This window comes from Gluconobacter sp. Dm-73 (genome assembly GCF_018256215.1).
Lineage (GTDB): Bacteria > Pseudomonadota > Alphaproteobacteria > Acetobacterales > Acetobacteraceae > Gluconobacter > Gluconobacter cadivus.
The window spans coordinates 150,115-169,315 of sequence record NZ_JAERLW010000006.1 but is presented as its reverse complement, the minus strand read 5'-3'; the positions used below and the strand labels follow the sequence as shown (position 1 = coordinate 169,315).

Genomic DNA, 19,201 nt, shown 5'->3' with positions numbered 1-19,201 from the left:
TGGTGAACGCCTTATCCGACAAGCGCGTACAGGATTTCATACCCCACAAAAGAAGCAACGGCCAGCAGCACGAGCAGGATGACGAAGCCGGGCCCCTGTTGGAGGGATCTGAAGATTTTAACCATCAATCCAGCCATGAAACATGTTCCTTGCAAGAAGCGCAGTCCGCGAGGCCAGTTAACAGGCTCTCCGATCCTGAAGAATTACGGCATTTCTGCCGTGTCGTCTGCGGAAATATTTCTCCATGATCATGGATTGTTATTTTCCGTTACCGTGCGGTCCTTGAGAACGCCATATTTCGCCGGGCATGATGGTCATCGACACAGTCGTGATGGAGTATCTCATGAAAAAAATTCTTGCAGTGGTTCTCGGGACCACTCTGACCCTGTCGCTTGCAGCCTGTGACGGCCCTTACGATGACCGTCGGGACAATAACCGACATCACCATCATCATGGTGACAGGGGGTACGGTCAGAATATGGGAGGCCAAGGCATGGGAAGTCAAAGCATGGGAAATCAGGGCCGTGGGGGTATGGGCGGCGGCATGAACGGCGGTCCGGGCGGACAGGGCGGCTGGTAACAGTCTTTATGGGCATCTGCCGATAGCGGATGTCTGCCCCACCCCTGAAGGCATGATTTTCGGATTTGACGTCGTGGCCCGGCTGTCGCTGAATGCGGCCTCTTAAGCCTCTGCCCGCCCCAGATCCGGAAATCCGTGCCTCAATGAACAGCCAGCCTCCTCATTCCAGTTCAGACGCCCCTCCAGAGGGTGGGTGGTTTCCGGTCTCCTTGCGGCTTGCGGGAGCGCGTGTCCTGTTGGTCGGAGGCGGGGAAATCGCCGTGAACAAAGGGCGGCTTCTGCTCGATCATGGTGCGCGGATTGATGTGCTGGCCGAGACCCTTAATCCGGTGGTGCAGAGCTGGGTGGAGAGCGGTGCTGTGCGTCATGTTGGCGGACGGGCGGATGAGGTGGCCCTAAAGGAGCATCTGCCGGGTTGCCGTCTGGTCTATGCTGCAACCGACAACCGGGACGTCAACCGGCAGGTGGCGGCTTTGGCTGATGCGCTGAACATTCCCGTCTGCGCGGTGGATGATCCGCAGCCGTCGAGCTTCATCACCCCGGCGCAGGTTCGCCGGGGTGCAGTGCGCGTTGCTGTTTCAACAGGAGGGGCGGCGCCTGTTCTGGCGCGTCGTCTGCGAGAGCAAATCGAAGCGCTTCTGCCCGAGGGGACGGGGCGTTTGTCCGCTTATATGCAGTCCCGCAGGGCGCGGGTTTCGGAGCGCTATCCGCAGGTACAGGACCGCAAGCGCATCTGGGAGGATTTTCTCGATGGTCCGGGTGCGGAGGAAGCTCGAAACGGCAATGATGTTCGCGCGGATGCGCGACTGAACGCGCTTCTGGACGCGGAGCGCAAACCGGGGGAGGTCTGGCTGGTCGGGGCCGGGCCGGGCGATCCTGATCTGTTGACCCTCAAGGCGCTGCGTCTGATGCAGAATGCGGATTCTGTTCTCTACGACAATCTTCTGTCTCCGGCATTGCTCGACATGGTCCGGCGGGATGCTGAACTCGTATTCGTGGGCAAGCAGCGTGACAGACATGCACTGCCGCAGGACGAGATCAACAGTGAAATGATCCGTCGCGCGCAGACAGGGGAACGCGTCCTGCGTCTCAAGGGCGGTGATCCGTTCATTTTCGGTCGTGGCGGAGAGGAAATCGAAGCGCTGGTTGACGCCGGGGTCGCTTTTCGGCTGGTTCCGGGCATTTCCGCGGCGAATGGATGTGCCGCTTATTCCGGCATTCCTCTAACGCATCGCGATTGCGCGCAGGCCTGTCTGTTCGTGACCGGACACGCAAAAGCCGACGGGGTTCTGGATCTGCCCTGGGACGACATGGCCGATCGTCGGCAGACGGTCGTGATCTATATGGGGATTTCAACCTTGCCGCAGCTTGCCGCCGGACTTCTGGGAAAAGGACTACCGGCTGACTGGCCTGTGGCGATTGTGGAGCGGGGCACGCAGCCGGCGCAGAGGGTTTTCACCGGGACGCTATCCAACATCGCCCTTCAGGCGGCTGAAGCGCAGGTTAAATCGCCTGCGCTGGTGATCGTGGGGCAGGTGGTGCGGCATCGGGTGATTTCTCCCTGATCTGCATGAGAAGAAGACAGGCTCTTCAAGCTATGTTGTAAATGCATATCCCACTTCACGCCCGTGCGGGTTGTCCGCAGGGGCGGCAGCTTGTGAAACTCCTGTTCTTTCAGTCACATCGCGTTCCGTACACCGAGGCCCCATGACCACACTTGCGTCCATTATCGTCTCGATCGCAGAGGAAATGCGGACAGCCTCAGAACGGGGTGCTGTTGCCAATTACATTCCTCCGCTCGCACGGGTGGACCTCAACCGTTTCGGCATGGCCGTTGTGGGGATGGATGGTGAGACACACACGGTCGGAGATGCGGCAGTTCCGTTCTCGGTGCAGAGCGTCTCCAAGGTGTTCAGCCTCAGCATGGCGCTCAATGCGATGGGGGAGGAATTGTGGGGGCGGGTGCGTCAGGAGCCATCGGGCAGCGCATTCAACTCCATCGTCCAGCTTGAAAACGAGCACGGCATTCCCCGTAATCCGTTCATCAATGCGGGTGCCATCGTCATCGCTGATATTCTGGTGTCCCGCTATGGCCGCGAAAATGCCCGGACACGCCTGCTGGATTTCCTGCGTCCGCTGGTGGACGATCCGGCCTCGATCGACATCGACACGGATGTCGCGCGTCAGGAGCGCGAGACCGGGTTTCGCAATATGGCGCTTGCAAACTATATGCGGACCTTCGGCAATATCCGCAACGTGGTTGAGGACACGCTGGATTTCTATTTCCATCAGTGCGCTCTCACCATGAGCTGCCAGCAGCTTGCACAGGTCGGAACCTATCTCATGACGGGTGGCCTGAACCCGCTGACTGGCGAGCGAGTCATGTCAGAGCGCAATGCCCAGACGATCCTCGCGCTGATGATGATGTGCGGCCATTATGACGGTTCGGGGGCATTTGCCATTCGCGTAGGTCTGCCCGGAAAATCCGGTGTGGGGGGTGGCATCCTTGCGATTGCGCCGGGCGTGGCGTCCATCGCGGTGTGGTCGCCGGGGTTGAATGCGCAGGGCAATTCCCTTTTGGGAACGCGCGCTCTGGAGCGGCTTGTTCAGCACACGGGATGGTCGGTGTTTCGTGCCAGCCCGTGGGTCGTCAATCCAACCTGATTCTCAGCCCGCTAGAGTGTCGTAAAGCAGCTTGAAGTTCAGAAGCAGGATCAGCCCTGCCACGCCCCATGACAGGATACGGATAGGCATGGAAATCACGAACTCGCCCATCTTGCGCCGGTCCGAAACGAACATGACGAGCGGAATGACGGCAAAGGGCAGTTGTAGCGACAGGATGACCTGACTGGCCATCAGCAGATCGCTCACACCCCGATTGCCATAGATCAACGTGACGATCGCCACGGGAATAATCGCCAGCCCGCGTGTCAGCAGCCGCCGCGCCCAGTGCGGGATGCGAAGGTGCAGAAAGCCTTCCATGATGATCTGTCCGGCCAGCGTGCCGGTGATTGTGGAGTTCGTGCCCGCTGCCAGAAGTGCCAGGGCAAACAGCGTGGAGGCGATGCCAAGTCCGAGGATCGGGGAGAGCAGCCTGTAGGCATCCTGAATTTCTGCCACATCCTGATGGCCGGAGTTGTGAAACGCCGCTGCCGCCACGATCAGGATGGCGGCGTTGATGAACAGCGCCAGAGTCAGGGCAATCGTGCTGTCCCATGTCGTCCAGCGGATGGCGTCCCGCCGTCCGGCCGGGGTGCGTTCATAGGCGCGGGTCTGAACGATTGAGGAATGCAGATACAGGTTATGCGGCATGACCGTGGCGCCAATGATGCCGATGGCGATGTAGAGCATCCCCGGCGTCGTCACGATTTTCGGGTCGGGTAGAAGTCCAGCCAGAACGCTGTGGACGGGCGGGGCTGCCGCGACGAGCTGGATCCCGAAGCACAGGGCGATGATCCCCAGCAGCGCGATCACGAACGCCTCCAGATATCGGAAGCCCCGGTTCATCAGCATCAGCACGATCAACGCGTCCAGAATGGACAGCAGGGCCCCGCCGAGGAGGGGCAGGCCGAACAGGAGCTGGAGCGCCACGGCCGTGCCGATGACTTCCGCCAGATCGCAGGCAATGATGGCCAATTCACAGGCAAGCCACAGAACGATGTTCACGCGCGGGGAAAAATGGTTGCGGCAGGCCTGTGCGAGATCCTGCCCCGTCGCAATCCCGAGGCGGGCGGAGAGCGCCTGAAGCAGGATCGCCATGAGGTTCGACAGCATGATGACGCAGAGCAGCGTATAGCCATACCGCGCGCCGCCCTGAAGGTCGGTGGCCCAGTTTCCCGGGTCCATATAACCGACCGAGACCATGAATCCCGGCCCGACGAAGGCCATGAAACGGCTGAACCATGACGCTTCCACACCCGGAACACGGATGCTGGAGAACACATCGGGCAGGCTCGGGCGCATAGCCGGAGAGGGTGTACGGGGGGCATTGGTGTCTGGCATCGGGACTGTATTCAATCCCATCCGGGATTTATATTCAATATGCTATATTGATGAGCCTCATGAAAAACACAGAATCTCTGGAAATCGTGATTGCCAGCACTGGCAGAGCGGTCCGGAATGTTTTATTCCGCCGTGAATAATGTTTTCTGGATAGAGGCACAGGACGGGAATGGAACGGAAAAAACGGCTGAAGGACACCGCGCCCAAGGAGACGCTGCCTGATGTCGAAACCCATTCCGAAGGCTTCCGCGCCAATCGTGAGGCGCGGCGCAATGTGCTGGTGGAAGACTATGTCGAACTGATTTCGGATCTGCTGTCGGAAGGGCAGGAAGCCCGGCAGGTCGATATCGCCGGGCGTCTGGGCGTGTCACAGCCGACCGTAGCGAAAATGCTCGCCCGTCTCGCAACGGAAGGCTACGTCACACAGAAGCCGTACAGGGGGGTATTTCTGACGCCTGCCGGGCAGGAAATGGCGGATAGGGCGCGGCACCGGCACCGGATCGTGGAGGCATTTCTGCTAGCGCTCGGCGTCAGTGAGGAAAATGCCCGTGTAGATTCTGAAGGCGTAGAGCATTACGTCGGGAGCGAGACCCTGACGCTCTTTGAAAAGGCAATCCGGGGCAATCTGCAACAATTCATGCAAAACTTACCGGACGCCTGATAGTCCGTGTCCGAAATCTGCACTCAGGTGCAGATTTCGAGATTGACGTCTTCCTGCGCCAGAGCCTTCGCGATGGACGGCTTAAGATGGGAATCTGTCAGGACGTGGTCGAATTCCGACAAGGACGCCAGACGGTGCAGGCCGCCTTTGCGGAACTTCGTGCTGTCCACCAGCAGAACGCATTGGTCCGCCATATCCATCATGATCCGCTTGACCTTGACCACATCCTGATCGTTCTGGAACGCGGTGGCGTTATGGATGATGGAGGTTGAGAGGAACATCATGTTCGCCCGCAGGGACTGCGCGGCCTGTTCGCAGACCAGCCCGAAAAACGCATTGCGCGGCGGATTATAGTCGCCGCCAAGGCAGATCAGTTTCAGGTTGGGATAGGGCGAGAGCGCCTGAATGACGCCCACGGCGTTGGTGATGATCGTCAGGGGCGCGAGAGCGGGCAGAAGCGGCAGCATGGCCGCGACGGTCGTGGAGTCATCAAGGACCAGAACCTGCTCGGGCTGGATCAAGGAGACGGCCCGCTGGATGATCGCGTCCTTGAGGTCTGTCGCCCGCGAGCGTCGGAAATTGACCGTTTTCTGGGTCGTAACCTTGTTGCGCAGGACGATACTGCCATGGAGCTTGTCGATCAGACCCTGTTGTACGAGGGCATGAGAGTCGCGGTGGATCGTCATGCGACTGACCCCGAAACGCTCTGCCAGACCTTCGATGGTGGCGCTTCCGGTTTCGAGAAGGACGTCGAGGATCTGTTTCTGCCGGGCCGAATTATCCCGCCTTTTCGAACTCTGCGGCGAGGCGGTGGTGATCACGGAGCCCGAACCATCAGTCATGTGTCAAATCGATTCCTGAGCGTGAAAGCAAACAGACAAGTGTAAAATCACACATACCATATCAGAGCCGAATGGACGTGTAACGTCCGTTGAGCGAAATCCGGCCCTAAAAAGGTGACTATTACGCTTTTGCCGTGATCTTCAGAACACGGGCAGTTTCTTCCCGGAGTGTCGCGCAGGCTTGGGCGTCTTTGATCAGATCGATCCCGTAGGCCGGAAACACCTGACGCAGGCGGGGCAGCCAGTCAGCCTCTGTCAGCCGTTCGGGAAAGACCTGCTGGACGACCTGAAGCGCTACGGAGGCTGCAACGGACGCTCCGGGCGATGCGCCGAGGATGGCCATGAGGGAGCGGTCGGCGCTTTTCACAAGCTCGGTCCCAAAGCGCAGGGTTCCGTGCAGCCCCTTGTCCGGACGGATAATCTGCACGCGCTGTCCGGCCACGACTTTCGTCCAATCCTCGGGTCTGGCTGTCGGGTAGAAATCCTGAAGGGCTTTGAAGCGGCCCTCGTTCGTCTGGAGAACCTGACGCACGAGATAGTCCAGCAATCCAAGATTGTCTTTCCCGGCGGTCAGGGCGGGAATGATGTTTTGGGGCGTCAGAGAGCGAAAATAATCCGTCCATGAACCGCTTTTGAGGAATTTCGTGGAAAACCCCGCATAAGGTCCGAACAGCAGGCAGGATTTGCCGTCGATGACGCGCGTATCGAGATGCGGGACCGACATGGGCGGCGAACCGACAAGGGCCTTGCCGTAGACCTTGGCGTGGTGTTGCCCGGTAATGGCCGGGTCCATGCAGCGCAGCCACAGGCCGCTGACGGGGAAACCGGCATAATGTGCCGCTTCGGGAATGCCGGATGCCTGAAGCAGTGGCAGCGCATTGCCGCCCGCGCCGACAAAAACAAACCGCGTCAGAACCGTGATCGTGTGGCCGCTTTCGGTATCGGTGGCCGTCACGCGCCAGCGACCGTCCGTGGTGCGTGTCAGGCCGGTGACGCGATGATTGTAGTGGGTGGCAATGTTGCGGTCTGACTTGAGGGAGGCCGTCAGCGCGTGGGTTAGGGCGCCGAAATTGACGTCCGTGCCCTCTTGAATGCGCGTGGCCGCAACGGGTTGGGACGTATCGCGCCCTGCCATCGCAAGAGGCGCCCATTGGGCGATGACGGCCGGATCGGACGTGTATTCCATATCCGCAAAGCAGTGATGGGCGACCATCGCCTCGTAACGGGCTTTGAGAAAGGCGAGGTTCTCCGCTCCCCAAACCAGACTGATATGGGGGCAGGGCTGCACGAATGAGGCCGGATCGGCAATGCGGCCTTCGCGGACCCAGTGCGCCCAGAGCTGCCTTGAGAGGTCGAATTCCGTGTTGATCGCCAGCGCCTTGGAGATGTCGATGCTGCCATCCGCGCGCTGGGGCGTGTAATTCAGTTCGCAGTTCCCGGCATGTCCGGTCCCGGCATTGTTCCAGGCATAGGAACTTTCCTGCCCGCAATCCGGTAGTGTTTCGAACATCATCATCGACAGCGACGGATCGAGCTCGCGCAGCAGGGCCGCAAGTGTGGAACTCATGATCCCCGCACCGATCAGGACGACATCGGGGCAGAGGCTGGAAACTGACGGCATGAGGCTGAAATCCGGCAAGGGCTGGAAAGAAAAGAGGGCGAAAGATCTCCGAAAGTTCAGCCCGTGTAAACCGGGCCTGCGGGCAGGAGTTTGCCGGGATTGAGGATATGATGCGGGTCCATCGTGTTTTTCAGCGCCCGCATCACGCTGAGGCTTCCAGCACCATGTTCGGTTTCCAGAAATTCCAGCTTGCCCATGCCAACGCCATGCTCGCCGCTGCATGATCCGTTCAGCGACATGGCGCGGGCAACGATTTTCCGGTCCAGATCGAGGGCGCGGTCATGCCCTTCGGGTGTGTCGTCCGTAATGATGAGCGTATGAAAATTGCCGTCCCCAACATGGCCTAGAAGCGGTGCGCGCAGGCCGGAGGATTCGATGTCGCGATGCACACCTTCGATCAGCTCGCCCAGACGCGAAATCGGAACGATACAGTCCGTGGAGATGACCCGCGCGCCCGGAACAATGGCCTTCGCCGCCCAGTAGGCGTCATGCCGCGCTTTCCACAGACGGGTACGGTCTTCCGCACTCTCCGCCCACGCAAAACCCAGCCCGTTATTACCCGACGCAATGGCTTCCGTTGTCTCGACCTGTTCGCGTACGGCTGCGGGTGAGCCAGTAAATTCAAAGAACAGCGTCGTCAGCGGCTGATATTCCGTAAGGCCGGAATACTGGATGGAGGCCGCCATCTGCACGCTGTCCATCAGCTCCACGCGGGTGATGGGAATGCCGCACTGGATGATTTCCATGGCGGTCCGGATCGCGTCATGCAGGCTCTCGAACTGGCAGATGGCTGCCGATACGGTCTCGGGGCGTCCATGCAGCCGAAGCTGGACTTCCGTGATGATCCCCAGTGTCCCTTCCGAGCCGACGAACAGAGACGTCAGGTCATAGCCGGTGGAGGACTTGCGGACGCGCCCGCCCGTGCGGATGATTTCGCCGGTCGCAAGCACCACGGTCAGGCCGAGCACGTTTTCCTTCATCGTGCCGTAGCGCACGGCGGCCGTGCCCGAAGCGCGGGTGGCGCACATGCCGCCGATCGTGGCCTCCCCGCCCGGATCGACCGGAAAGAACAAGCCGGTGTCGCGGATTTCCACATTCAGTGTCTGGCGGGTGATGCCAGCCTGAACGCGGCAGTCCAGATCCTCGGCGTTCAGTTCCACGATGTCGGTCATGCGCGACAGGTCGAGGCTGATGGCCTGCTCGGGCGGCACGACATGGCCTTCGACCGAGGTACCGGCCCCGAATGCCACAACCGGAACCCGCCATTCATGACACTGCCGCAAAACGGTTGCGACATCCTGCGTGCTTTCCGCGAACACGACCGCCTCGGGCAGTCGAGAGGCATTCATGGCCTCGCCGTGGCTGTGTTCCTCACGAACGGAGGGTGCCGTGCTGATCTGTTCTCCCATGACGGTCTGTAGGGCCTTGAGAACGGCCTGCAGGCGGTCCTGAGCAGGAAGGGAAGAGGCGGTCATGACTGGATCCGGCATAAAGACAGGACGCTCTTCATAGGCTGGATCTCAGGCTTGGGAAATATCTTATGATTAATATGGGGGTATAGAATGAAATAATCTGTCTGAAACCGGATCCGCACTGAAAGATCAGGGCGCATTCCGGCAAGACATGAAGCTTACTCAAAGAAAATATTGCTTGCCCGGCTGACGAAAATATACGTCCGCTCGTCACCCTTGGTGTTGACGATGATCCCCTGTTCGAGATCCGCCCCGACTTTCATGGCCGAGCCGATCACCAGAATTTTCCTGTTCAGCACCATGTTGCGGAAATCGCCACCAAACCGGATATCGGCATTATAGGCGACCGAAGATGTGATCTGTACGGCGACATTGGCTCGGTCCAGATACGTGTCTTCGGAGTTGAGAAAGACCATCTTGTTAAAAACATTCACGCTTTTGACGGTCATGACAAACGTACCGGGAACGACGGTCCGTTTGGATGTTGCCTGCAGCGTGTCGGCCGGTGTCAGCCTTTTTTCAAGAACCCAGTTGCCGGAACAGGCTGCCTGACTGATCAAAGTCGCAAACAGGGCCAGTGAACAAAGAATTTTGCGAGCGTTCATCTGAATATTGCCACCGACAGTGAAAATGCCGGTTGAACGTAGGAGAGAATATTCAGGATGTCGTGCGAAATTTTTATGTCCCGTCAAATAAAAACCCGTCTCAGGGCGTGAAGACGACTGTCCTGTTGCCGTTGATGATGGTCCGGCGTTCGATGTGATACCGGACTGCACGTGCCAGAACGCGACGTTCGATATCGCGTCCTTTGCGGATCAGGTCTTCAGGCGTGTCGGCATGGGAAATACGCTCCACATCCTGTTCGATGATCGGACCTTCATCCAAATCACGCGTAACGTAATGGGCGGTTGCACCGATCAGCTTCACGCCGCGGGCAAAAGCCTGATGGTACGGGCGCGCACCCTTGAAGCCGGGCAGGAAGGAGTGGTGGATATTGATGCAGCGACCGGACAGGCTGGCGGCCATCTCGTTTGACAGAACCTGCATGTAACGCGCGAGGATGACCAGTTCGGCACCGCTCAACGCCAGAAGTTCCAGCACATGCGCTTCCTGCGCGGGCTTCGTTTCTTTCGTGACGGGCACGTGATGGAATGGAATGCCGTAGAAATCCAGATCCGCGAACACTTCGCGTGGATGGTTCGATACGATACCAACCGGCTCGATTGGCAGTTCCCCGATACGCCAGCGATAGAGCAGATCGACCAGACAGTGATCGAAGCGGGAGACCATCAGCAGGACCTTCGGCTTGACGCTGCGATCATGCAGGGCCCACTCCATGCTGAAACTGTTCCCCAGAATGGCCAGCGCCTCCTGGAGCTGTTGCATGCTGGTCCGGTCCTGTGCGACTTCGAAGACGATCCGCATGAAGAAGACCGTGCTGTCCCGGTCATCGAACTGTTGAGCTTCCGTGATGTTGGCATCCAGCTCCGCCAGTTTCCCGCTGATGGCCGCCACGATACCCGGGCGGTTGGGGCAGGAAAGCGTCAGAACATAGGTCGTCTGCGGAACTGAAGAGGCCGTCATGGAAGGTCTTTTCCCGTCTTTATGAAAGTCTGCCGTCCTCAGACGGTAAAGTATTTTGCCCGAGGATTCAGCATCACAAGGGCTGATGTCGACTGTTCCGGGTGCAACTGATAGCCGTCCGAAAGCGACACGCCGATGCGTTCGGCATCCAGCATTTTCAGGATCGGTTCCTGATCCTCCAGGCGTGGGCAGGCGGGATAACCAAACGAATAGCGCGAGCCGCGATAGGACTGCGACAGCAGCTTTTCCATGTCTCGGTTGTCGTCGCCCGCGAAGCCCAGTTCGGCGCGGATGCGCTTATGGGTGTATTCCGCCATGGCTTCCGCCATTTCGACCGACAGGCCATGCAGGTACAGATAGTCCTGATAGCGATTGTCCTCGAACCACACCCGCGCCAGATCGGATGCTTTCTGCCCGACGGTCACAACCTGAAGCCCGACCACGTCACGGACATCGTCGCTGATATCGCGCACGAAATCGGCGATGCACTCGCCGTCGTCCTTGGGCTGTCGCGGCATGGCGAAGCGTGCGGCTTCCGTCTTGCCGTCCTCTTCGAACAGCACGAGATCGTTCCCGTCGCCCGCCGCCTTCCAGTAGCCATAGATCGCCTGTGGACGGATGATGTCCTGCTCCGCGCTTAGCGCCAGCATCCGCTTGAGCACGGGGCGGAGTTCGATCTTGGCGTATTCCATGAACTCGTCGAGCGAGCGGCCCTGTTTCCGAAAGCCCCACTGAAACTGGTACAGCGACCGTTCATTAAGAAACGGTAGAACCGCATTCGGCGTCGCTTCCAGAACGCGCGCGCCCCAGAAGGGCGGTGTAATGACAGGCTCGGAGCCTGAAATGCGCTCACGCCGGGCTTTTGCGGCCTCACGATCCACCTCCCCAAAGCCCCGCGTTTCCGCGATTTCCGGCGCACGTTCCGTCTTGCGGCTCGCCTGACTGGCGCGGCGCGTCTGAATGGCGCCAAGATAGGAGTCGAGGTCGTTATTGGTGATCTTGTCCATCAGGCCCAGACCGTCGAACGCATCGCGCGCATAGGCTACACGTCCCGGTTCCCCCGCGCCATAAGAGCGGGCGCATTCTTCCTCGACGTAATTCCGCGTCAGGGCCGCGCCGCCAAGAATAACCGGAAGGTCAAAGCCCTGACGTTGCATTTCCGCGAGATTTTCGCGCATGATAACCGTGGATTTCACCAGAAGCCCGGACATACCCAGCGCATCGGCGTTATGTTCCTTCACGGCCGCAATCATGTCCGCCAGTGGCACCTTGATGCCCAGATTGATGACCCGGTAGCCGTTATTTGTCAGGATGATGTCCACGAGGTTTTTACCGATATCGTGGACGTCGCCCTTGACGGTGGCGAGCACCATCGTGCCGCGATGCTGGCCTTCCGTGCGCTCCATATGCGGCTCAAGCCAGGCGACGGCAGTCTTCATCGTCTCGGCGGACTGCAACACGAACGGAAGCTGCATCTTGCCCGAACCGAACAACTCGCCCACAACTTTCATGCCGTCCAGCAGAACATTGTTGATGATATCGAGCGGCGGCATTTCCGTCATTGCGGCTGCCAGATCGTCCTCGATGCCCTTGCGGTCACCGTCCACGATCCGGTCTTTCAGACGTTCTGCTGGCGTTTCCGCACGACGCTTCTTGACGGCATCAGCGGCTTTTCGGCCCGCAAACAGTTCCAGAAGTTTCTGAAGCGGATCGTAGTCTTCGGTGCGACGGTCGAAGATCAGGTCTTCTGCGACCTTGACCTCTTCAGCCGCGATCAGATGCAGCGGACGGATCTTGGAGACATGCACGATCGCGCCCGTCATGCCCGCCTTGACCGCATGGTCGAGGAACACCGAATTCAGCACAGCTCGCGCGGCCGGATTCAGGCCGAAGGAAATGTTCGACAGGCCGAGAATGATCTGGATATCGGGGAACTTGTCGCGGATTAGCTTGATACCTTCAAGCGTCCACTGTCCGAGCTTGCGATCATCTTCCACGCCCGTCGCGATGGTGAAGGTCAGCGGGTCGATCATCAGGTCAGACTGCGGCAGCCCGTACTGGGTGCAGGCGAAATCAACCAGACGTTCGGCGATGCGCAGCTTGTCCTGCGGCTCCTTCGCCATGCCAACTTCGTCGATCGTGAGCGCAATCATCGCCGCGCCGAACTTGCGGGCCAGCTTCATGCGGGCATGCGCCTGTTCTTCACCGTCTTCGAAATTGATCGAGTTGATGATCGGCTTGCCGCCATGCAGCTTGAGCGCGGCTTCAATGACGGGGGTCTCAGTCGAGTCAATCACCAGTGGCGCATTCACGGACGACGTGAAGCGCGTGACGACCTCGTTCATTTCGCGGACTTCATCGCGTCCCACGAATGCCGTGCAAATATCGAGCGCGTTGGAGCCTTCGGCGGCCTGCTCACGCCCGATGGCGACGCAGCCATCCCAGTCATTGGCTTCCTGAAGCTCGCGCCATTTCTTGGAGCCGTTCGCATTGCAGCGCTCGCCAATGGAGAAATAGCTGTTTTCCTGACGCAGCGGCGTCTGGGTGTAAAGGCTGGAGACCGACGGCATCCAGATCGTGCTGCGTTTGACCGGGGCAGGGCGTAGCTTCGTGCCACCAAGGCGACGCAGCATCCCGTCTAGCGCCTGAATATGCGGCGTGGATGTGCCGCAGCAGCCGCCGATCAGGTTCAGCCCGTCTTCCTGAACGAAGCGCTCCATCCAAACGGCCATTTCTTCGGGGCTGAGCGGATAGACAGTCTTGCCGTCCACAAGCTCGGGCAGGCCGGCATTGGGCTGCATGGAAATGAGGCCAGGCCAGTTTTCTGACAGCCAGCGCACATGCTCGCCCATTTCCTGCGGGCCAGTCGCGCAGTTCAGGCCGAGAGAGGGGACGTCCAGCGCCTGAACGGTCGTGGCGGCCGCAGCGATATCGGGGCCGACCAGCAGCGTGCCGGTGGTCTCGACTGTGACCTGCACGAAGATAGGCGCATCCGAACCCAGTTCGATCCGGGCAATCTTGGCAGCATTTACGGCTGCTTTGATCTGAAGCGTGTCCTGACATGTCTCGATCAGGAATCCGTCCACGCCGCCATCAATCAGGCCACGGCACTGTTCGATCAGACCAGCTTCCAGATCGTCATAGGCAATGTTGCCCAGCGTCGGCAGCTTCGTGCCCGGACCGATGGAACCCATGACGTAGCGATGCCGTCCGTCGGAGAACGTTTCAGCCGCCTCACGGGCCAGCGTGGCTGCCGTGCGGTTGATTTCCCGTGTACGGTCCTGCAGCCCGAATTCCGCCAGTGTGACGATGGAGCCGCCGAACGTGTTCGTCTCCACCATGTCCGCCCCGGCTTCGAAATAGCCGCGATGGATTTCGCGGACGAGTTCCGGACGTGAAAGGTTCAGGATTTCCGTACAGTTTTCCTGTCCCCAGTAATCGCGCTCGACTTCGAGATCCAGCATCTGCACCCGGGACCCCATACCACCATCACAGAGCAGGACCTGATCGGCGAGGGCATCAAGCAGATGGGGACGTGAGGACATGGGCAGCAGGCTCTGTAACTGGAAAGGACAGGAGACAGGTTCGGGAACCCGTGATCGGGACAGCGCCTCCATATACGGTAAGAGGCAGAAACGGTGTAGCAAACCGCCTGCATGGCGGCAAAGAGTTGGAGGTATGAAAAACGGAACATGAAAAGGCTGCCCGGGTACGCCCGGCCTGCTACAGAGGACGGAATGACCGTGTCCCACATGTCTCTGATCCCCCTGAGCCTCCTGTCCGGACTATGTTCGTGGTCGCAGGAGCGCAAAAATCATGCGCTGTTCATCGGTAAGGCACGGCCTGAGGAAACGTGGGGCGACGTCGCCGCCATTCCGGCACCGTTGCCCTTCAGGAGCCGCCACGCTACGGGATGCCTGTGTTGCAGCCGTGATCCGGTGGCCATGGTTCTGGCACAGGTTTTCCAGGACCGCGTGACGGGCAGACGCCCGTTTTTTCACGAGGTGGCGGTTCTGACTGCCCCGCAGGAGATGTCGGCGCTCCGGCAGCAGCTTGAAAATGACGTGCTGGTCCGGGCGCGTTACCGGCTCGTGTCCTGAAGCCAGTGCTTTCTGCCTTCTGGAACGCTTTAACAGTTCGGGTCTATGCTCGCTGGGGACTTCGGGATAACTGGACGACATGACGACAGACGCACACCAGGATGGCGAACAGGACGGGCCGCTGCGGCAGCGCAAGAAGGACCGCACCCATGCCGCGCTGGTGCGCGAAGCCATGCGCCTGTTTTCGACATATGGCTATGAAGAAACATCCGTCGATGAAATCGCAGAAGCCGCGCAGATCTCGCGTCGGACGCTCTTTCGTTATTTTCCGGGCAAGGCCGACATCATTCTCGCCTGGACCAACGGCGTCACAACGATCCTGACCGATGCCATTCGCGCCGTGCCGCTGGACGTTCCGCTACAAGACGCTGTGCTGGCGGGGCTGGTGCCGGTCGTCGCCTGTTATTCGTCCGACCGGATGGATGCCTATGCGGTCGTCAGGCTGGTGGAACAGACGCCCGCGCTGCGTGACATGGCTTTGCGCCGGTATTCGGAATGGGAAGAGACGCTCGCTTCCACCCTGATCGCCCGGCTGCCCGCCACCGAAATGCCGTCACTTGCGGCGCGTCTTCTCGCTCGGACGGCGATTGCGACGTTCCGGACGGCTCTGGACGAATGGGTCAAGACTGAAGGCCGGTCGGATCTGGAAACCATCCTGCGCCGGACCTTCACGCTTCAGCCACTGCTGTGGCAGAACGATTTCCCGATGAGCTCAGGCTGAGCTCCGCTCAGAGGTCCAACTCGATGCTGAAATGGTACGTCCTTGGCAGACCGGCCACGGCGGAGTTGGTGGCGTTGCTGACGCCATTGATACTGGATGGATAGACGGAGGCCCAGTAGCTCTGGTTCGTCACGTTGTTCACACCAAAGCGGAACACTAGCGGCTGGCCATAGGCATGGGTCGCATAACGTGCGCCCAGATCCAGCGTGACGTAAGACGGCGCAAAGGTCGTGTTGTAAACATTGGCAGCTCGACGGCCCATATAATGAACATTCGCGTTGACGGCCGCGCCTTTGAGAAATGGCAGGCGATAATCCAGCAGTGCATTCGCCATGAGTGGTGGCACGCCCACAACCTGCTTGTTGGCCGTCAGCGACGATCCCGTGCCCAGCATCTGGGCATCGAGCCATGTCATGCCACCAAGAAACGTCAGATTATCGGTGATATTGCCCGATGCCTGAAATTCGACGCCATAGTTTCGCTGCGTGCCGTAATTCGCATAGACATGCGTCACAGGGTCCGTGAATCCGAACGGGCGTGACATGCGGAAGCCCGCAATGTTGACCTGCATGCGCTTGGCGATCAGGATTTTGTAGCCGACTTCATATTCTTCTGAGCGCAACGGAGCCGTGACGTCATTCACATTGACCGATCCCACCGGGGCGGTCGTTCCCGCCTGTAGCGAACGTCCCCATGTGAAATACAGCGTCTGGCTGTCCGTCGGCTTGTACATCAGGCTCGTCATCGGGCTGAAGGCGGCCGCGCGCGTGTAGCTGGATGTTTTGGTGCCCGTCTTGGCGTAGTTGTTGGTGCTCAGCCAGCTCCAGGCGAGGGACCCCATGATCGACCAGTGCTTGCCTAGCGAAATGGTATCGCCTGCCAGCAGCGACTGGTTCATCGTATCGGCGGATTTATAGCGGCCGGAATAATAAGGCTGCACGCTTGAGAAGCTCTTGGGGTGACCGATCGTGGCTTCCCCAAGAGTGATGGTTCCGGTGGAAGAGGTGGGGTTATAGTTCCCCATCATATAACCGTTCGTGCCGAGTTCGATCTGGTGCCGCAGCGGACCGGTGCGGAATTTGCCGTTCAGGTAAGCCATATTGCTTCCTGCGACGAAATCATTGGCCGTGAGGGCTGCGGAAATCGTCTGGCGATACAGGCCCGAGGAATTCAGAAGCTGATTGGACGTGCTGAAGACATTGCGCGCCGCATTCTGCCACAGACCGCCAAGCCTCAGGCTCCAGTTGTCGTTGAAATTATGGATGATCTTGGCCAGAGCCGTATCGGTTTCCATGTTGTAGCCCGCCTGTGGCTGGCCATAACCCTTCTGGCTCAGATCCGGTGCCTGAGGAAGCTGGATTGCGGTGCTATAGGCGAAACCGCCCGGATAGCCGCGCTCGGCATAGGTATACTGGCTGGCATCGATCTGGATGACAGTCTTGTCCGAGAGATGAATGTCGAAATCGCCACTGACGAGATCACGCCGCAGATGCGAGCCCTCCACATAGCCTTCGCCATTCTGGTTCAGCAGGTTCAACCGGTAGCCGAACCATTTGTTCTTGCCGACCCGCCCCGAAACATCCGCGCTTTCCAGAGGAGAACCAATGGAATCCGTCCCCACGACAAAGCGTTCGGTCATACGGTCCGTCGGGCGCTTGAGCGTGAAGTCGAACGTGCCAGCCGGGTTCTGCGGTCCGTAAAGCGCGCCTGCCAGACCGTTCAGAACCTGAAGGCTGTCGAACTGTTCGGCGGCGTAGGGCGTGGTGATGACCATGTTCAGCCCGTCCATGCGGGTGTTGGCAATCACATCGCCTTCAAAGCCACGGGACTGCGGGCGGCTGGTGTTCGGATCGCCGCGCATTTCAAGCTGTGCGGACGGCACATACGCTACGAGATCGTTAATATTGCGGCTCTGCTGGTTCACCAGAACATCATGCGGAACAACCATGATGGACATCGGTGTATCGAGCACGGAGCGCGTGCCGAGCGGCCCCAAAGCCACGTCTTTGTTCAGATAATCCGCAGCAGTTCCAGAACCGTTTCGACTACGAACCGTGATGGTCTCTGCTTTGGGGGTTTGTGTTTTGGCATGAGATGACGGGGCGGGTACGGCTGTTTTGGTTTTGGAAGCTGGTTGTGTCACTGCTGCGAAAGCGGGCATACTGCTCAGGACAGATCCGGAAAGAAGGCAAAGCAGCAGGCGTGCGGATTTCATGAGCGGTCCTGATCAGTCGGTATGAGTGGGCTGAAGTCTCCTGTCCACATTATGGCACTGAGTGTCAAAATGATTCGCCTGTTTTGATGCCGATATGCGGCGCGTTTCCCCATGACTGTTTCTTGAAAGGCACAGATACAAACGCTTTGTTCGATCACAAAACGGAACAGAGGTTTTCCATCCTGATGTGAAAATGAGGCCAAAACCCCATAATTTTCCGTTAATTTTCCGTTGATTCTGCTGTTAAAGTTAAGTATTTAGCAATCATTGCAACTGGATGTTGTGTGATGAAAGTTTTTGTGCAGCTTGCGTACGGTTTTGGCAGCAAAACCTGGCGGGAACGCTGGGAAGCGGGCCGAATATTGGGATTGAATGAGGAGCAGGCTTATGGCTACTCCCGAGCTGCCTCAGACGACATAGAAATCGTTTATTCTGAAGATCAGCGCGAAAATCCGCTCAACAAAGCGCTCCGCTATGGTGCACGTCTTGTGCTTGGTTTCGACTTTGTCCATGCGTGGCGGAACCGTAAGCAAATGCTTGCGTCCGATGTGGTGTGGACGCATACAGAATCGCAGACTCTGGCAGTTCTCCTCCTGTTCCGAATTCTGAAGCCTGTGCGCAGGCCAAAGCTTCTTGGGCAGGCTGTCTGGCTGATTGATCGCTGGCGCAAACAGCCTTTCTGGAGGAAATGGTTCTTCCGGCGTCTTATGAAAGACCTCGACCTTCTGACAGTACTCTCGGTTTTCAACCGGGATGATGGTCGGCGTATGTTTCCGGATCTGCGTGTTGAGCGGGTGCATTTCGGCATCCGGGCAGACGATATGAAGCCTGCTCGCAAAACCTGCCAGGGGAAAAAACTCAAGGTTCTTTCGCTTGGCAACGACGAGCACAGAGACTGGAAGACCTTCTGCGCTGCGGCAAGCGCGTTGCCGGATGTGGAATTCAGCATCGCAAGCAGTTCGCCTGCTGCATTTGAAGCGGCAAAGAATGTTCCTAATGTCACGCTTGTGCGGGCGAAAAACAATGCTGAGCTGATCGGCCTTTATTCTGACGCTGATATCGTTGTAGTTCCCCTTCAGTCCAATCGACATGCTTCTGGCATTACTGTTGTTGAAGAAGCTATTATTCTTGGAGTCCCGGTCATTTCTTCAGACTGTGGTGGTTTGACAGATTATTTTGGGTCAGATTCTGTACTCTATGTGCCAGAACGAAACCCGACGGCGCTTGCAGAGGCGATTTCTGCGGTGCGTACCAATCCGTCTGGCGCTTTGCAAAGAACCGAAGCTGCTCAGGAGCGGGTGAAAAACGCCATTAATTCCGTGGCGTATGCCCGAAAGCATGTGGAGCTTTCAAAAGAGCTTCTGGACGCCTAGTTTTCGCTCTCGGAGGGAGAGAAAATCCCT

At 58.7% G+C, this 19,201-nt stretch carries 16 protein-coding genes; 7 read left to right on the top strand and 9 right to left on the bottom strand.

The window, feature by feature from the left end; all coding sequences use genetic code 11:
* Window positions 1–11 precede the first annotated feature (11 nt).
* Window positions 12–137 (bottom strand): hypothetical protein, encoded by a 126-nt coding sequence (locus JK176_RS15115; RefSeq protein WP_268898541.1) that lies wholly within the window; start codon window positions 135–137, stop codon window positions 12–14.
* Between the two features lie 206 nt (window positions 138–343).
* Between JK176_RS15115 and JK176_RS08055 the strand changes: the two genes are divergently transcribed.
* The 3 genes from JK176_RS08055 to JK176_RS08045 all read left to right on the top strand — a co-directional run bounded on the left by JK176_RS08055 (window position 344) and on the right by JK176_RS08045 (window position 3,244).
* A complete protein-coding gene (locus JK176_RS08055) occupies window positions 344–580 on the top strand; it encodes a hypothetical protein (protein ID WP_211587383.1) in 237 nt (78 codons plus the stop codon).
* Window positions 581–723: 143 nt separating this feature from the next.
* A complete protein-coding gene (gene cysG, locus JK176_RS08050) occupies window positions 724–2,145 on the top strand; it encodes a siroheme synthase CysG (RefSeq protein ID WP_211587382.1) in 1,422 nt (473 codons plus the stop codon).
* 142 nt (window positions 2,146–2,287) lie between these two features.
* On the top strand, window positions 2,288–3,244 hold the full coding sequence (locus JK176_RS08045; protein WP_194266403.1) for a glutaminase: 957 nt from the start codon (window positions 2,288–2,290) through the stop codon (window positions 3,242–3,244).
* Window positions 3,245–3,247: 3 nt separating this feature from the next.
* Here JK176_RS08045 and JK176_RS08040 read toward each other — a convergent pair whose 3' ends face one another.
* Complete coding sequence (locus tag JK176_RS08040) at window positions 3,248–4,582, bottom strand: Nramp family divalent metal transporter (protein WP_211587381.1); 1,335 nt, start codon at window positions 4,580–4,582, stop codon at window positions 3,248–3,250.
* 169 nt (window positions 4,583–4,751) lie between these two features.
* Here JK176_RS08040 and mntR point away from each other — a divergent pair, with 169 nt between their 5' ends.
* Window positions 4,752–5,243, top strand: coding sequence for a manganese-binding transcriptional regulator MntR (mntR, locus tag JK176_RS08035; protein ID WP_211587380.1), 492 nt, complete (start codon window positions 4,752–4,754; stop codon window positions 5,241–5,243).
* Window positions 5,244–5,266: 23 nt separating this feature from the next.
* Here the strand turns inward: mntR and JK176_RS08030 are convergent, their stop codons facing one another.
* The 6 genes from JK176_RS08030 to metH all read right to left on the bottom strand — a co-directional run bounded on the left by JK176_RS08030 (window position 5,267) and on the right by metH (window position 14,307).
* Window positions 5,267–6,085, bottom strand: coding sequence for a DeoR/GlpR family DNA-binding transcription regulator (locus JK176_RS08030; protein ID WP_099285016.1), 819 nt, complete (start codon window positions 6,083–6,085; stop codon window positions 5,267–5,269).
* Between the two features lie 121 nt (window positions 6,086–6,206).
* Window positions 6,207–7,706 carry a malate dehydrogenase (quinone) gene (mqo, locus tag JK176_RS08025; protein WP_211587379.1) on the bottom strand — a complete coding sequence of 500 codons (1,500 nt, stop codon included), beginning with the start codon at window positions 7,704–7,706 and terminating at the stop codon, window positions 6,207–6,209.
* Window positions 7,707–7,762: 56 nt separating this feature from the next.
* Window positions 7,763–9,181: an FAD-binding oxidoreductase gene (locus tag JK176_RS08020; protein ID WP_211587378.1), complete on the bottom strand. Its 1,419-nt coding sequence runs from the start codon at window positions 9,179–9,181 to the stop codon at window positions 7,763–7,765.
* A gap of 155 nt (window positions 9,182–9,336) precedes the next feature.
* Window positions 9,337–9,783 (bottom strand): hypothetical protein, encoded by a 447-nt coding sequence (locus JK176_RS08015; protein ID WP_145995655.1) that lies wholly within the window; start codon window positions 9,781–9,783, stop codon window positions 9,337–9,339.
* A 100-nt stretch (window positions 9,784–9,883) separates the two neighbouring features.
* Window positions 9,884–10,762: a formyltetrahydrofolate deformylase gene (gene purU, locus JK176_RS08010; RefSeq protein WP_077802570.1), complete on the bottom strand. Its 879-nt coding sequence runs from the start codon at window positions 10,760–10,762 to the stop codon at window positions 9,884–9,886.
* A gap of 38 nt (window positions 10,763–10,800) precedes the next feature.
* Window positions 10,801–14,307, bottom strand: a complete 3,507-nt coding sequence (metH, locus tag JK176_RS08005) for a methionine synthase (protein WP_211587377.1) — start codon at window positions 14,305–14,307, stop codon at window positions 10,801–10,803.
* 192 nt (window positions 14,308–14,499) lie between these two features.
* Here metH and JK176_RS08000 point away from each other — a divergent pair, with 192 nt between their 5' ends.
* Both JK176_RS08000 and JK176_RS07995 read left to right on the top strand, forming a co-directional pair.
* Window positions 14,500–14,862, top strand: a complete 363-nt coding sequence (locus tag JK176_RS08000; protein ID WP_211587376.1) for a hypothetical protein — start codon at window positions 14,500–14,502, stop codon at window positions 14,860–14,862.
* 79 nt (window positions 14,863–14,941) lie between these two features.
* Window positions 14,942–15,583 (top strand): TetR family transcriptional regulator, encoded by a 642-nt coding sequence (locus JK176_RS07995; protein WP_211587375.1) that lies wholly within the window; start codon window positions 14,942–14,944, stop codon window positions 15,581–15,583.
* A gap of 7 nt (window positions 15,584–15,590) precedes the next feature.
* Here JK176_RS07995 and JK176_RS07990 read toward each other — a convergent pair whose 3' ends face one another.
* Window positions 15,591–17,798, bottom strand: a complete 2,208-nt coding sequence (locus JK176_RS07990) for a TonB-dependent siderophore receptor (RefSeq protein WP_211587374.1) — start codon at window positions 17,796–17,798, stop codon at window positions 15,591–15,593.
* 287 nt (window positions 17,799–18,085) lie between these two features.
* Between JK176_RS07990 and JK176_RS07985 the strand changes: the two genes are divergently transcribed.
* Window positions 18,086–19,171, top strand: a complete 1,086-nt coding sequence (locus JK176_RS07985; protein ID WP_194266769.1) for a glycosyltransferase family 4 protein — start codon at window positions 18,086–18,088, stop codon at window positions 19,169–19,171.
* Window positions 19,172–19,201 lie beyond the last annotated feature (30 nt).